This window comes from Bradyrhizobium sp. AUGA SZCCT0283 (genome assembly GCF_018130385.1).
Classification (GTDB): domain Bacteria; phylum Pseudomonadota; class Alphaproteobacteria; order Rhizobiales; family Xanthobacteraceae; genus Bradyrhizobium.
The window spans coordinates 98571-111788 of sequence record NZ_JAFCLU010000020.1 but is presented as its reverse complement, the minus strand read 5'-3'; the positions used below and the strand labels follow the sequence as shown (position 1 = coordinate 111788).

19 protein-coding genes are annotated in these 13218 nt (G+C 62.4%); 9 read left to right on the top strand and 10 right to left on the bottom strand.

Features of this window, described 5'->3' with window-relative positions; translation table 11 throughout:
• Positions 1 to 10 precede the first annotated feature (10 nt).
• From JQ624_RS25230 to JQ624_RS25220, 3 genes are all read right to left on the bottom strand, one after another.
• Positions 11 to 589, bottom strand: coding sequence for a hypothetical protein (locus JQ624_RS25230; protein ID WP_212421612.1), 579 nt, complete (start codon positions 587 to 589; stop codon positions 11 to 13).
• A gap of 151 nt (positions 590 to 740) precedes the next feature.
• Positions 741 to 1139: an MAPEG family protein gene (locus JQ624_RS25225; RefSeq protein WP_212421611.1), complete on the bottom strand. Its 399-nt coding sequence runs from the start codon at positions 1137 to 1139 to the stop codon at positions 741 to 743.
• A 140-nt stretch (positions 1140 to 1279) separates the two neighbouring features.
• Positions 1280 to 2683: a carotenoid oxygenase family protein gene (locus tag JQ624_RS25220; protein WP_212421610.1), complete on the bottom strand. Its 1404-nt coding sequence runs from the start codon at positions 2681 to 2683 to the stop codon at positions 1280 to 1282.
• A 113-nt stretch (positions 2684 to 2796) separates the two neighbouring features.
• On the opposite strand from JQ624_RS25220, the gene JQ624_RS25215 reads away from it, so the two are divergent.
• On the top strand, positions 2797 to 3531 hold the full coding sequence (locus JQ624_RS25215; protein WP_212421609.1) for a TetR/AcrR family transcriptional regulator: 735 nt from the start codon (positions 2797 to 2799) through the stop codon (positions 3529 to 3531).
• A gap of 72 nt (positions 3532 to 3603) precedes the next feature.
• Here the strand turns inward: JQ624_RS25215 and JQ624_RS25210 are convergent, their stop codons facing one another.
• Together JQ624_RS25210 and JQ624_RS25205 are read right to left on the bottom strand one after the other, a co-directional pair.
• Positions 3604 to 3936, bottom strand: coding sequence for a hypothetical protein (locus JQ624_RS25210; protein WP_212421608.1), 333 nt, complete (start codon positions 3934 to 3936; stop codon positions 3604 to 3606).
• 117 nt (positions 3937 to 4053) lie between these two features.
• Entirely contained in the window at positions 4054 to 4671 is a 618-nt protein-coding gene (locus JQ624_RS25205; protein WP_212421607.1) for a hypothetical protein, read from the bottom strand.
• A gap of 166 nt (positions 4672 to 4837) precedes the next feature.
• Between JQ624_RS25205 and JQ624_RS25200 the strand changes: the two genes are divergently transcribed.
• Positions 4838 to 5563: an SET domain-containing protein gene (locus JQ624_RS25200; RefSeq protein WP_212421606.1), complete on the top strand. Its 726-nt coding sequence runs from the start codon at positions 4838 to 4840 to the stop codon at positions 5561 to 5563.
• Between the two features lie 17 nt (positions 5564 to 5580).
• On the opposite strand, the gene JQ624_RS25195 is transcribed toward JQ624_RS25200, so the two are convergent.
• Together JQ624_RS25195 and JQ624_RS25190 are read right to left on the bottom strand one after the other, a co-directional pair.
• On the bottom strand, positions 5581 to 5904 hold the full coding sequence (locus JQ624_RS25195; RefSeq protein WP_249130057.1) for a DUF6522 family protein: 324 nt from the start codon (positions 5902 to 5904) through the stop codon (positions 5581 to 5583).
• Entirely contained in the window at positions 5901 to 6341 is a 441-nt protein-coding gene (locus JQ624_RS25190; protein WP_283816964.1) for an Rrf2 family transcriptional regulator, read from the bottom strand. The genes JQ624_RS25195 and JQ624_RS25190 overlap by 4 nt, the downstream gene beginning before the upstream one ends.
• A 74-nt stretch (positions 6342 to 6415) precedes the next feature.
• Here JQ624_RS25190 and JQ624_RS25185 point away from each other — a divergent pair, with 74 nt between their 5' ends.
• Both JQ624_RS25185 and JQ624_RS39375 read left to right on the top strand, forming a co-directional pair.
• Positions 6416 to 6886, top strand: coding sequence for a group III truncated hemoglobin (locus JQ624_RS25185; protein WP_212421661.1), 471 nt, complete (start codon positions 6416 to 6418; stop codon positions 6884 to 6886).
• Positions 6886 to 7020: a hypothetical protein gene (locus JQ624_RS39375; RefSeq protein ID WP_256380295.1), complete on the top strand. Its 135-nt coding sequence runs from the start codon at positions 6886 to 6888 to the stop codon at positions 7018 to 7020. Before JQ624_RS25185 ends, JQ624_RS39375 begins: the two co-directional genes overlap by 1 nt.
• 131 nt (positions 7021 to 7151) lie before the next feature.
• Here JQ624_RS39375 and JQ624_RS25180 read toward each other — a convergent pair whose 3' ends face one another.
• The gene (locus JQ624_RS25180; protein ID WP_212421605.1) at positions 7152 to 7550 is read right to left on the bottom strand and encodes a hypothetical protein; all 399 of its coding nucleotides are present in this window, start codon (positions 7548 to 7550) and stop codon (positions 7152 to 7154) included.
• A gap of 38 nt (positions 7551 to 7588) precedes the next feature.
• Positions 7589 to 7810, bottom strand: a complete 222-nt coding sequence (locus tag JQ624_RS25175; RefSeq protein WP_212421604.1) for a hypothetical protein — start codon at positions 7808 to 7810, stop codon at positions 7589 to 7591.
• A gap of 99 nt (positions 7811 to 7909) precedes the next feature.
• On the opposite strand from JQ624_RS25175, the gene JQ624_RS25170 reads away from it, so the two are divergent.
• The 4 genes from JQ624_RS25170 (at position 7910) to JQ624_RS25155 (ending at position 11393) form a co-directional block, all read left to right on the top strand.
• Positions 7910 to 8731 carry a helix-turn-helix domain-containing protein gene (locus JQ624_RS25170; RefSeq protein ID WP_212421603.1) on the top strand — a complete coding sequence of 274 codons (822 nt, stop codon included), beginning with the start codon at positions 7910 to 7912 and terminating at the stop codon, positions 8729 to 8731.
• Positions 8732 to 8910: 179 nt separating this feature from the next.
• Entirely contained in the window at positions 8911 to 9354 is a 444-nt protein-coding gene (locus JQ624_RS25165) for a hypothetical protein (protein ID WP_312014489.1), read from the top strand.
• Between the two features lie 47 nt (positions 9355 to 9401).
• A complete protein-coding gene (locus tag JQ624_RS25160; RefSeq protein WP_212421601.1) occupies positions 9402 to 10214 on the top strand; it encodes a helix-turn-helix domain-containing protein in 813 nt (270 codons plus the stop codon).
• 366 nt (positions 10215 to 10580) lie between these two features.
• Entirely contained in the window at positions 10581 to 11393 is an 813-nt protein-coding gene (locus JQ624_RS25155; protein WP_212421600.1) for a nickel-binding protein, read from the top strand.
• 145 nt (positions 11394 to 11538) lie between these two features.
• Here the strand turns inward: JQ624_RS25155 and JQ624_RS25150 are convergent, their stop codons facing one another.
• A complete protein-coding gene (locus JQ624_RS25150) occupies positions 11539 to 12336 on the bottom strand; it encodes a thioesterase family protein (protein WP_212421599.1) in 798 nt (265 codons plus the stop codon).
• Positions 12337 to 12498: 162 nt separating this feature from the next.
• Between JQ624_RS25150 and JQ624_RS25145 the strand changes: the two genes are divergently transcribed.
• Positions 12499 to 13164, top strand: coding sequence for a DsbA family protein (locus JQ624_RS25145; protein WP_212421598.1), 666 nt, complete (start codon positions 12499 to 12501; stop codon positions 13162 to 13164).
• Positions 13165 to 13218: the final 54 nt, after the last annotated feature.

The window sequence follows — 13218 nt, the reverse complement described above, 5'->3', positions numbered from 1 at the left end:
GAAAGGTAACTTAGTGGGTGCCGGGGAGGGCGTTCGCCGGCGCGGCACCATACTTCGCCTTGCGATATTGTGGATACCATGTCGTGAAGAAGGCGGCACCGTTGCGGGCGGCGAAGGCGATCACGAGTCCGGACCAGATCGGCAGGCCCGGCACATAGATCGTCAGCAGGTTGCCGGCGATCATCAGGACGAAGGCGCCGGTCCACGCCCAGGTGATGAGATAGATCGCCTTCTTGAAGCCGGGCTGCTTGGCCGTCTCGGCATCGACCTTCTCAAGCGCATATTGCAGAATGAACGGCTTGCGGATGATGAGCGATGCCAGCGAGATTGCGAGTACGCCGATATCGACCATCAGCTTGACGGCCGAATGGCTCAGGTTCGGATCGACCAGCCAGATGTAGGCGCCCAGTCCGGCGAACACGATGACGCAGCCTGCGCCGAGCATCTTGATCGAACGGCCGCGATAGACGTCTATGCCGATGACGGCAAGGCAGACCGCCGCCGATGCGAACAGGCTGATCTCGGCCGAGGTCACCAGCATCAGCAGGGCGAACGAACCGAAGGGGGCGAGGATAAGGAAAACGGTCATGGCGGCTTCTCGGAAGCTAATCTTTACATCGTAAAGATACACTAGGCGTAGCCCTGAGGGTCGTCAAGAAAAATCTTTACAGTGTCAAAATTAGATCCGAGGGCGATAAAATAAACGTATTTGCAATGAGTTGCGGATAGATTGGGCGGCCCTATATGACGCGCGCCAGGATCGTGAGGGCGCAGGCGAGCAGTAAAACAAACGTGACCGTGATGCCGCCGACCCGGCCGATGCGGAATTGCAGCGTATTGGGCGCAGCGTACATGCCGAGCGGGTGCAGCAGCCGCGAGACCAATAACGCGCCCATCAACAGATGGACCCACATCGCCGCCAGGCCGGACATTTCCAGCATCGCCACCATCAGCGTGATGATCGGGACGTATTCGATGAAGTTGGCATGCGCGCGGATCGCGCTGCGCAGTTGTTGGCTTCCATTGTCGCCGAAAGCTGCCCGGTCGCGCTGGCGCAGCCGCCCGACTTGAACGGCGAGCACGGTATAGAGCAGGGCGAGAAGGGCGAGATAGGCTGATGTGATCGAGGGCAGGTGCACGGGTGTCTCCTCCGGGGCTGTCTATTGATGCCGTCATTCCGGGGCGCCCGGAATCCTTGACGGAGATGGATTCCGGGCTCAGCCCGCCGGGCTGCCTATGATGTGCAATTGCACATCGGAGAATGACAGAGTTGAACGCCTTACGCCGGGCCGACCCAGTTGCCGTGGAAACCGTCGGGCATGCGATGGCCGAGATGCACCAGCGCGACGGGACCTGATTCGACATCCTGGGCGTTGAACACCGCAAGATCGCTGCGATTCTCCTGCGCGCGCCAGACCGCTGATAGCAGCCAGCCATCGCCCTCGCTTGCCTCACTGCTGCGTTCGACAAACACCGGCTCGGAAATCGTGTCGCCGGCGGGCAGCAGATAATGGCCGAGCCGCTTGCCCTTGCCGTCGACATGCACGATGCCCGACAGCGCGCCGAACATCGGCAAATCAGGGTTGGCGCAGGCGTACCAGCCATGGCTGTTCGCCTGTCCCGCGCGGCGGTCGTCGATGCGCGGGAATTCGCCGGTCAGATCGTCGAGATAGGTTTGCGTGAAGCGGTCGGTATTGCCTGCGAGGTCGAAAGTCCAGCGGCAGTACCGCGCGCGTGATTTCTGCGGATCGGTCTTTGAACCGTCGGGATGGGGGAATAGCGGCGCTTCCTCGAACTGCATCACGTCGGCAATGATGCGGTTGCCTTCTTCCCACGCATTCATGACGTGGAAGACGTAGCAGCTCTCGGCGCGGAACCAAACCAGATCCTTTGCCGAACCGTTGCGCTTCATGACGCCGACGTAAGCGCCTTTCTCCGGCTCCCAGGCGTAAGGCGGCTTGCCGCGCATTGCGCGCTCCATGCTGCCGGTGATGGGCAGGATCGGAAACAGCAGGTGATTTTCGGTGACGATGAAGTCGTGGACCATGCTGGCATAGGGGGATTCGAAACGATCGAACCGCGTCACCACGCCTTGGGCGTTGACGGATCCGAAGGAGAGGGCGGGGGTCAGGGGGCCCGCGGCGTTATAGCCGAAGAACACCATCTCGCCGGTCACGGGGTCGATCTTGGGATGCGCGGTGAAGGGGCCCTTGATGGCGCCGTTGTAGTCGCAATAGCCGAGACGGTTGAGTGTGCCGGGCTCGATCTCGGTCGGCAGATGGCCTTCCTCCAGCGCCAGCAGCTTTCCGCCATGGAAGATGATGTTGGTGTTGGCGACACCGCCGTCGTCAGTGATTCCGGCCGGCGCACCCGGCAGCTTGCGGCCGAAGCCGCCGAACAGCGCGCGGCCGGCGTCGTGCTCGGCCAGCCATTTCGGGGTGCGGACCCAGCGGTTGCGGTAGCTGGCGCGACCGTTCTCCAGATGGAAGGCGTGCAGCATGCCGTCGCCGACGAACCAGTGCGCGCCGGGGGCATCGAATTGCGGGTTGGGGCCGTTGCGATAAAGCGTGCCGTTGAGCTCGCGCGGCAATTCGCCGGTCACCTTGAGATGCGGCGCGTCGCATTCCATCGGGATCGGCGCCAGATTGGTTCGGGCCGCCTCGGTCTTCACCTGGTCGAGCATCTCACGTTTCCTCTGGTATATATCTTTACATCGTAAAGATATCAGTAGGGATGTTGCGGCCGGGCGTCAAGCAAAATCTTTACAGTGTAAAAATTGCGGCTATAAGGAGTCGTATGGCAAGAACATCGCGAGAAACCAGAACGATCCGCCCCGCCGCAAGGCGCAGGCCGGCGAAGCCCGTAGCGGAAAGGCCGGCAGGCCGGCGTCGCCGTCCAGCCGGCGAGACCCCTTATCATCATGGCGATCTGCACGACGCCTTGCTCGCCGCCGCCGAGCGGGTGCTGGAGCGCGATGGGCTGTCGGGCCTGACGCTGAGGGCGGTGGCGCGCGAGGCGGGGGTATCGCATGCCGCGCCGACCCATCATTTCGGCGATCTCACCGGGCTCCTGAGCGAACTCGCCGCGATCGGCTTTCGGCGCTTCAACGCGGCCATGGTGGCGGCTGGCAAGACCGAAACCCACCCGCTGATGAAGGCGCTGGCGCGCGCCAAGGCCTATGTCGCCTATGCGCAGGCGCGTCCCGGCATGTACGGGCTGATGTTCCGCACCGAGCGGCTCGACATGACGCGGCCCTCGCTGCACGAGGCGGCGACCGCCTCCTTCGAAGGATTGGCGAGCGCGATCGGAGCCGGCCGTAACGAGAAACTTACCGGCGAGGCGCTGGAGACGCTCTCGCTCGACCAGGCCGCCGCGATTGCCCGCGCGTGGTCGCTGGTGCACGGCTTCACGATGCTGTTGCTCGACGGGCGGCTGAAGGACATCCTGCACCGGCTGCCCGAAGGCACCGGGGTCGATCAGCTCCTGGATGCGATGCTGCGTTCGACGGTGCCTCGACCGTCGGTGGGGTAGGGCGGCGGCTTTGCGGGAGCTTGTTGGCGTCGGGATGGATCTGCGCGGCGAACGGCGCGGGTGGTGAGCCGCTTAGCAACCCCTGCAAATCTTGGTTTGCCGTGCGAGCCGTGCGTCGGCCTCGACGTCTTCGTTGGGCTGCCGCGTCCACTCGTCATACCGCGCTTTGGCGTCCGCCTGGGCCGGGGCGTCATTCAACGGGCCGAGAATGATCTCGCGATTGCGGGCTGTTCTTCGCTTTGCCGGCCGCTTTTCCTCGCCCGGCGCGTCATTTGCCGTCGGCGGTTCTCCCAACCCATCCCAGGCAATCGGCGTACCTGGCGTCGTCGTTGTCGAGCAGCCAGTGCCGGAGGCGCAGCAGCCGGTGAGGGCCGTGCCGGCGATGAGGAGAGCCAGAAGTTTCATTTGCATTGCTGCCCCGCGTGACGCCGCTGTGAAATATCATGATTTGACAAGGTTTAAGCACTCAAGCTTGAAGCTTTGACGTTAATGCGGCGAAAACACGCCGGGTAACCGGCTTCCTCAGCGCTTCGCAAGGCCCACGGCCGCACCCTTTTCGCCGACCACTTTCACTTCGTCCTTCCCGCACTTGAAATCACGCGCGAATTCGTCCGCCGCCTGGCGCGCAAGCTCGTTGGCATTGCGGTTGGCCTGGCCGTCGATATAGGCGACGTGGCAGACCGGGCCCGGCGGCAGCCGCGTCACCGCCAGCATCGGTTTGGCGGTCGGGCGGCCATTCTTGTCGGGATCGGCATTATCGGCGATCAGCCAGCGCTGGATGATGGCGAACGGCTTGCCGTCCACAGCCCGCCACTCAACGGTATGGGCGGTCGAATTGAACGGCCCGAACCACGACTGCGCGGCCGGCTCCCTGGCGGCTTGCGCGCGGTTACGGCCGACCGAGACGGCCTCGCGCAGATCGTCTTCGCTGATCACCACCACGAGGTTCGATTTGCCGGGGCAGATCCTGACGGTGGAATCATCGACGCTGTTGTTGGCGCTGGTGACGCGGCAGTCCTTTGGGGCCGTTGACGTGTAGGTGCTGCCGAATGTTTGGGCGTTCGCCCACGATACCGGACTGGCGGCTGCTGAGATCAGCACCACGACCGCGGGTCCGGCAGTGCGCAAGAAGGGGGCCATTTTCATCCTGCTACCCGCAGCTTTCGGGAACTCTGGCATCTCAGACGCATTCAATCTGGGGAAGGTTCAAGGGAGGTGCGCGAAATACCTGACTTTGCCACGGAATCGTCCTAGAAGAGCGGCTTCGCCATCCCTCGTTTTCCGAGCGTGCAGTCATTCAATCGTCATGACCTCTATCCCTTCGAACAAACCCTATCGCGTCGGCCGCTCCCGCACCGGGCTTGGCCTCTTCGCCACCAAGCCGATCAAGAAGGGCACCAAGATCATCCGCTATTTCGGGCCGCTTCTTGATTCGAAAAAGAAGGAAGAGGACGCGATCGAGAACAAATACCTGTTCGAGCTGAACAACCGCTGGACCATCGACGGCTCGGTCCGCAAGAACATCGCCCGCTACATCAACCACGCCTGCAGGCCGAACGCGGAATCGGACGTCAAGCCGCGCAAGCGCAAGGTGTTCATCCGCGCCATCAAGAACATCGAGCCGGGCGAGGAGATCAATTACGACTACGGCACCGATTACTTCAAAGCCTATCTGAAGCCGATCGGCTGCAAATGCGACGCCTGCGAGAAGAAGCGCAAGAAGAAGCGTGCCGAGGCGCGGGCGGAGAAAGCCCGCTTGAAGGCCAAGGCCGAGCGCAAGGCGCTGAAGAAGGCGGAGAAGCTGGCCAAGGAACAGCAGAAGGCGGAAGCCGAGCTGAAGGAAAAATTGAAGGCGAAGGCTGCGCGGAAGTCGAAGAAGCTCAATGGCCATTCGCTGAACGGCAAGTCGCTGAACGGCAAGTCGCTGAACGGCAAGCATCTGAACGGCAACGGCCGCGCCAGGGTCGCCGACAGGAAACCGGCCGGCCGGAAACAGCCGGTCTCCGCGCCGGCGCCGGCCCTTCAGGCCTAGGCCTCATCCACCGCGCCCTATCTGCCGGCCTTGCGCACCGACTTCGGCAGCACCGAATCGCCGAAGTCGACCGCCGAGCGTTGAACGATCGCGCCGGTTTCGTCGACCACGACGCGAAACCGCCGGTGTTCGGAGAAGAAGGTCAGGCGATGCCGGCCGGAGTCGGCATCAACCCCGCGCTCGGCAAGGCTCGTGATCCGGCCCGCGCGCATCTCTTCCTGCAGCAGGGACGGCGCCAGGCCCAGGCCTTCGGCGACGATGGCGGCGTCGATCTGCACCGTGCCATTTTCGAACTCGATCGGTTTCATGCGTTGCACCTGATGTTTCGTTGCGGCGGTCATGCGTGTGCCGGGCTCCGCCTGGCCGGCGCGGGATAGGCGCATTCCGCCAGCGTCGTGGCGTCGAGCTCGCGCATGAAGGCTTCGCGGGCGGCGGCAAGTTTTGCTTTTAGCCGGCAGCGCGGCTTCAGCACGCAATTGCCGCCATCCTCGCGAAAGCACTCCACCAGCGGCGGCCCTTCCAGCGCGCGCACTACCTCGCCGATGGTGATCGACTGGGCGGGGCGGGCCAGCGTGAAGCCACCGCCGACGCCGCGCTGGGTCGAGATGAAACCGCTATCGGCGAGGTCGCGCACCACCTTGGCCAGATGGTTGCGGGAAATGCCGAACTCGGCCGCGATTTCATTGGTGGCGAAGGAACGGCCGGGTTCGCCCGCGAGCCGCATCAAGGCGCGCAACGCGAAATCCGTGAACGACGTCAGGCGCATGGAAGCCCTCATGAAAGATCTGCTTGCAATTCCTCTATAGCCGTCTAAATAGGCATTTGAAATACTTATTTAAGGTAGCCAAGGAAATGGAAGCGATCGTGGCAGGGCCGGAGCGGCGTGAGCGGCTCACGGCCGAAATTGTGGAGCGGACGGGCATTGACGAGGCGATGATCGAGCGCCTGGTGCGCGGCTTCTACGCCAGGGTGCGCGAGGATGCTGTGCTGGGGCCGATCTTCGATGTCAGAATCAAGGATTGGGAGCCTCATCTGGCGCAGATGTGCGCGTTCTGGTCGTCGGTCGCGCTGATGACCGGCCGCTACCACGGCACCCCGATGGCCAAACATCTGCCGCTGCCGGTCGATGCCGGGCATTTCGACCGCTGGCTCGAGCTGTTCGAGCAAACCGCCCGCGATATCTGTCCGCCCGAGGCGGAGACGCACTTTGTGGAACGGGCGCGTCGGATTGCAGCCAGCCTCGAACTCGGTATCGCCGGCACCCACGGCGTCATGCTCGGCTACGGGGAACGATTTCGACGCAACCAGGCAGGAGCAAAGTAATGGCTTATCGTGCACATGTCGTGACGAACAAGGAGCAGGCCGATCCGTATTCCGGCAGCAGCCTGGTGCCGATGCTCGTCATCGGGCTCGTGCTGACCTTTGCCGGGATGATTGCGGCGTTGGTTTTGAGCTGAGCGCATTCCCCGTCATTGCCTGCGACAAACGCGAAGCGTTTGCGCAAGGGAGCGAAAGCGACGAAGCAATCCATCTATCCCTTATGCCGCGATATGGATTGCTTCGCTTCGCTCGCAATGACGGCCAAGGCTTATGCGGCCACCGTCTCACCGCTCTTGCGCAAACCGATATACTGCAGTTCGGCAAACACGCCTGTGGCAATCGCCTGGGCCACGATAAAGACCTGACCGAGCAGGTTCGGTGACACCGCCCCGGAGAACAACAGCGCGATGCTGCCCAGTGTCCACGCCGCGTTGCCCACGATCACCAACAGCACCAACGCCCTGGCCACCGTTGACCGCGTGGCGAGCCATCCGACCAGCGCGGTATAGGCGATCAGGAACAGGCCAGTCTCACGTAACAGGGCTTCCGGCAGATTGAGGAAGGGCGCCAGCGCGCCCGCACCGAGGGTGAGGGCTACCGCCGCGACGCCGCTGAAGATGGCGTCGGCGAGAAGGGCGCGGCTCAGGAATGTTGATGGATGGATCATGTCGGTTTTCCTTTGCTTGGGTGGACTTGGGGCAGCAATCAGCGCTGCAGCAGCGACCGGAGCTGACGCATCAGCCGCATCGGGCAGAGCGCCTTGCCGACCCTGTTTTCGATCGTCTGCACCTGCACGAACACGAAGACGCCGGTGTCGTGTACCAACGGCTGCGGCATGTTCAGGGAGCGCGCCAGCAACCAGGTGGTCAGATTGAGCGTCCACGGGATCGCAGCGGCGACGAAGCGGAAGAGGGAAAGCATCAGCATGTCATCTCCTGTGCCACCTAAGATGATCCAGCCCGTGCCCCGATTCGATTACCTCGGACGTAATGGAATGGACGAAATTCGCATGGTAGGTTTTCCACCATGAACGCACATGCTGCCGCGGCGCGAGCCGAACGAACCCAGCCGGTCCACATTGGTGACCACTTGCGCGAATGGCGCCAGCGCCGCCACCTGAGCCAGCTCGATCTGGCGGGCGATGCCGAAATATCCGCGCGCCACCTCAGCTTTGTGGAAACCGGCCGCGCCGCGCCGTCGCGTGAAATGGTGCTGAAGCTTGCCGAACGATTGGAGGTTCCCTTGCGTGAACGCAACGTGCTTCTGGTCGCCGCGGGCTTTGCGCCCGCGTTTCCGCAGCGCTCGCTCGATGATCCCGCGCTGAAATCCGCCCGGCAGGCGATCGACCTCGTTTTAAAAGCCCACGAGCCGAATCCCGCGCTGGCCTATGACCGCCACTGGAATCTGGTGACGGCCAACCGCATGGTGGCGCCGCTGCTTGAAGGCTTGCCGCAGCATTTGCTCCGGCAGCCCTTCAACATCCTAAGGCTGGCCTTTCATCCCGAGGGATTGGCGCCGCGCACGGTCAATCTCGCCGAATGGAGCGCGCATCTTTTGGAGCGGCTGCATCGGCAGTGCGAGGCCACGGCCGATCCCGAACTGCTCAAGCTGTATCAGGAACTGAAATCCTATCGGATGCCGGCGCGTTCAGGCCCGGTCTCGGCCGACAATGTCGCGATCCCCTTCAAGCTGCGCCGCAATGACGAAGTGCTGAGCTTCATCTCGACCACCATGGTGTTCGGCACGCCTGTCGACATCACGCTGCAGGAACTGGCGCTGGAAACCTTCTTCCCCGCCGACGACCTCACCGCCGAGCGGATGCGGCAGATCGCGGCCAGTCTCGGTTAGGCGCGGCGTCGTGAGGTCGTTTACGGCACACCTCGGTTGCGTGCCCCTGCCGATCGACTACAGTCACCGGTATGATCACCGCCTCTGACGCCGTTAGCGCATACATTCTCGCCAAGGACGGGAATAGACCGTTCCTTATGAGGCGCGCATTTACCAACGACGCTGAGTTGGAAGTGATCGTGAAGAGCGATGCCATTTCGTTCCCGAATTCGGCAAAGGGACTGAGCGCTCTCGAAGACATTTTGGTGCGCCGTTTCGGCCTGGACTATGAGAACGTCTTCACATTCTGCTTGTCGCGGCCTTCCGAAGCCAATCGATTTCATTTCCCTTGCCATTGGCTGGTCGGAATGTCCGCCAGAGGCGACGGTCAAATACGCGTCGGGTGCGGGCGCTATGACTGGCATTTTGGCAAGGACGGTCGTGTCGAAAAACTTGCAATTGCCATCGATTGCATGACGGTGCTTCCGGCTGCCGAGCTTTCAGCAAGCATGATCTGGTTGTCCAGCCTGCCGTATCCGTGGTGCAGCCCGGATCAGGCCATTGATGGTATGCCGACAACTGAAGGATACGCTGAAATCGCGAACTACCTGAAGCTGGCTGGTCCGATCGCTCCTGAACGATAGGTGTAAGCGACGTTTACAGCGGCTCATCCGGCTCGCATAATCGGCGCATGGACTCTCGCCAACATGCGCCGCTACCCGTCAATCCGGTCGGCGATCTCCTGCGCGGCTGGCGCAACCGCCGCGCCATGAGCCAGGCTGATCTGGCGTTCGAGGCAGGCATCTCGATCAAGCATCTGAGCTATGTCGAAACCGGCAAGGCCGCCGGCAGCCGCGACATCCTGCTGCAATTGGCGTCGGCGCTCGGTCTTTCCTTGCGCGACCGCAACGCGCTGCTGGAGGCGGGCGGGTTCGCCCGGCAATATGGCGAGCGCGATTTCTCCGCGCCCGAAGTCGCCGACGCCAAGCGGGCCATCGATTTGCTGTTGCGGCGGCATGAGCCGTTTCCCGCCATCGTCACCGACCGGCGCTGGAACGTGATGCAGGCCAATCGCGCTGCCGTGCGGCTGATGACGATGCTGCTGGGCGCGGAGCGCATGACGCGGCCGCTCAATCACATGCGGATGTTTCTGGCCCCAGACGAGCTGCGTCCCTTCGTGGTGGATTGGCCGGATGTCGCCGCCGCGCTGCTGGCGCGCGCCCGTCACGAGGCGATGGCCGCACCGCTCGATCTCGCCCTGCAATCGACCTGGCGCGAACTATTGAAGTTGCCCGATATGCCGACGCCGCAGCTCAACGAGACCGAAACGCCGGGGCCGCTCTGCGAGGTGCGGCTGAAAAAGGGCGATATCAGCATCGGCTTGATCGGCGCCGTGCTGACGCTGGGAACGCCGCAGGACGTCACGCTGCAGGAATTGCGCGTCGAGATGTTCATGCCGGCGGACGAAGGATCGGAAGCAACGCTTGTAAGACTAGCGCGTTGACTCATTGGCACGCTGCCATAGGCTGATTGATGCCAGCTTGCCAGATAGTTGGATAGCGAGGTCGTCATTCGGATCGAGAGGCGCCGATGCTGCTTACTCTCATTGAGAACCGCTCGACCATGTTGCGCGCGATAGGCCGGACAACCGGCACTTCCGAGATTAGCTGCTAACCGGACGTGCCGTGGACATGCCCAAAATCGCCGTGAATGAAGCAGACATCAGGCCGAAGGAATTGTCCCGGCTCGAGCTTCCTGCACTTCCAAAGCTTTGCCAAGCTGTTACAGTTAAATGACTCTTGCCGAGAAACACCATGCTTGGTGCAGATTTCAATCGAGTCCGTCTGAAGAAACGGGTGGAGCAACGCCAGTGCCAATTTTCCTCGACCGACACGATCTCTCGGGCCTAACAGCTTCCGATATCGCCGAGGCGCATCGAAAAGACCTGGAAGTGCAAGATCAATACGGAGTTCGTTTCTTGACGTATTGGTTTGATGAATCGCGCGGCACGGGCTTCTGTCTCATTGACGCACCGGATATCCAGACTGCGATGCGGGTTCATGACGAAGCTCACGGAGAAGTGGCGAAAGATGTGATCGAAGTGGACCTCTCAGCCGTCCAAGCGTTTCTGGGGAGAGTGTCCGATCCGGAACCGAGCGGTGAGGCAAACAACGTCACAATCGATGCGGCCTTGCGGGCCATTATGTTCACAGACATCGTTGGCTCTACCAGCATGACAGAGCGTCTTGGCGACGCTCGATCTGTGGAGATGGTTCGGGCACATGACGCGCTGGTTCGCCGCGCATTGAAGGACAAGGGTGGGCATGTGGTGAAGCACACTGGCGACGGCATCATGGCATCCTTCGCCGATGCGGCCGCCTCCGTGCAATGCGCCCGCGCCATCCAGCAAGCGTTTGAAGCCTTCAATCTGGCAAGCAAGGAGAAGCTTAAGGTGCGAATTGGTATTGATGTCGGAGAACCGATTGCGGACAGTAATGACCTTTTTGGTGCGACCGTTCAACTGGCTGCTCGTTTGTGTCAGTTGGCCGAGCCCGATGCCATTCTTGTATCAAGTGCCGTTCAGGATTGCATCCGGGATCGCTTGCATGTCACAAACATTGGTCCCTACCATCTCAAAGGCTTCCTGCAACCTGTTGACGTATACGGAATCGAATGGCGTTAACCGTCGCGACTGCCGACGACGTATCGAATGAGGCGACGACGTCCGCTGCTGGGTACTTTTCGGGCCTCATGCGATGTCCGGCTTGAGTCCGGACTGCGCACCAAGGCGGGCGTCGGCCGACCGCTCTGTATTTCGGTCCAGTGGATCAGGACGCCTGAGCCTGCGCGGCGCGACGCTCGAAGGTCATCGCCTGCAGCACTTCGGCAAACGCGCCCTTGCGATCGCTTAAGCTCGCCATCGTCAGCCCGGCACCATTGGCGCCGGCGCGGGTGCGCGAACGGATCAGGATCCAGTCGCCTTCCGGCGGGCGGAAGAAATACAGGCTGATCTCGGGATTGATAAAAGTCCATTCGCGCATGTCGACGATCTGGCCGACACCGCTGGCAAAATCGGCGGCCTGCACGGCCTGCAACAGCGGCGTGTTGGCTTCGCCCTCGACCATCGGCACGTCGAGCCGCACCCACGCCGCCGCGGGACCCGGCTTCTCCAGCGCGCCCTCGATTAGCCGCACCGATACGTTCTGGAAATAGCGGCTCCACTTTTGTGCGAAGGCCGGCGGTGGTGAGCCTGTCTCCGGTGGGGCGTCATCGCCTGCTTGCTTCGAAAACGGATCGGCGGGGGACTCGTCGCCTTGCGCCGTCAACAGCGCCGTGCAGCGGCCGATCTCGACGTCGCCGTCCACGAGGCGCACCTGCAGGGTCTTGGCCTTGCGGCCATCGCGCAGCATATCGGTCGCAAGGCCGAAGGCACGCAAGCCGGCCGGCCGCCACAGATCGAAGGTGAGGCGACGCACCGCGAAGCCGGAAGCATTGGCGAGCCGCTCGACCTCGCGCGTCATCAGCGCCGTGGTCGCGCTGCCCTGCAGCATCTCCGGCGACCAGGGCCCGCCGGCATGCTCCGTGGCGCGAAACAGGGGGCCTTCCGGCCTGAAAATGGCGGTCATATGCAGGGCTCCGCGGTTCAAATCGATACGCGAAGTTCTAGGAAGGCCGGCTGCCCGCCACAATAACCGCGGAGGTGAAGTGATACGAGACATGCGGCCATTGCCCTTGTCTCCTCGCCCGATCGGACTACCTTCCGGGCATCATTCAGCAAGGACGTCCCGATGAGCACCCTGAAACCCCTCAAGATCGATATCGTTTCCGACGTGGTCTGCCCCTGGTGCTACATCGGAAAACGCCGGATCGAGAACGCGCTGGCGCTGGTGCCGGATGTTCCCGTCGAAGTGCGCTGGCGGCCGTTCTTCCTTAATTCCTGGGTGCCGCGCGAGGGCATCAGCCGCGACGAATATCTCACCGCCAAATTCGGTTCGGTCGAAGCCTACAAGGGCATCGCCGGGCGTGTTGTAGCCGCCGCGGGCGAGGAGGGGCTGACCTACCGGCCCGAACTCGTGAAGCGCCAGCCCAACACCATCGATTGCCACCGCCTGATCCACTGGGCCGATGCGCAAGGCAAATCCGCCGAGATGAAGCAGCGCCTCATGGAGTTGTATTTCCGCGACGGCGGCGACCTGACCGATGTGAACGTGCTGGTGCAGGCCGCGGCCGATATCGGCCTCGATGCCGACGACGTGCGCAAGCGTCTTGCGACCGACGAGGATGTCGCGCTGATCTCCAGCCAGGCGCAGGAGGCCTCCGAGAAGGGCATCTCCGGCGTTCCCACATTCGTGTTCGCGCAGAAATACGCCGTCTCCGGCGCGCAGCCCGCCGAGCAACTCGCCCGCGCCATTCGTCAGGTGTCCGGCGAAATCAACGCGCAAGCGGCAGAATAGAGCGCGGCTGGTTCGTCATGCCCGGCCAGAAGCGCGAAGCGCGTCTTCGCGCTA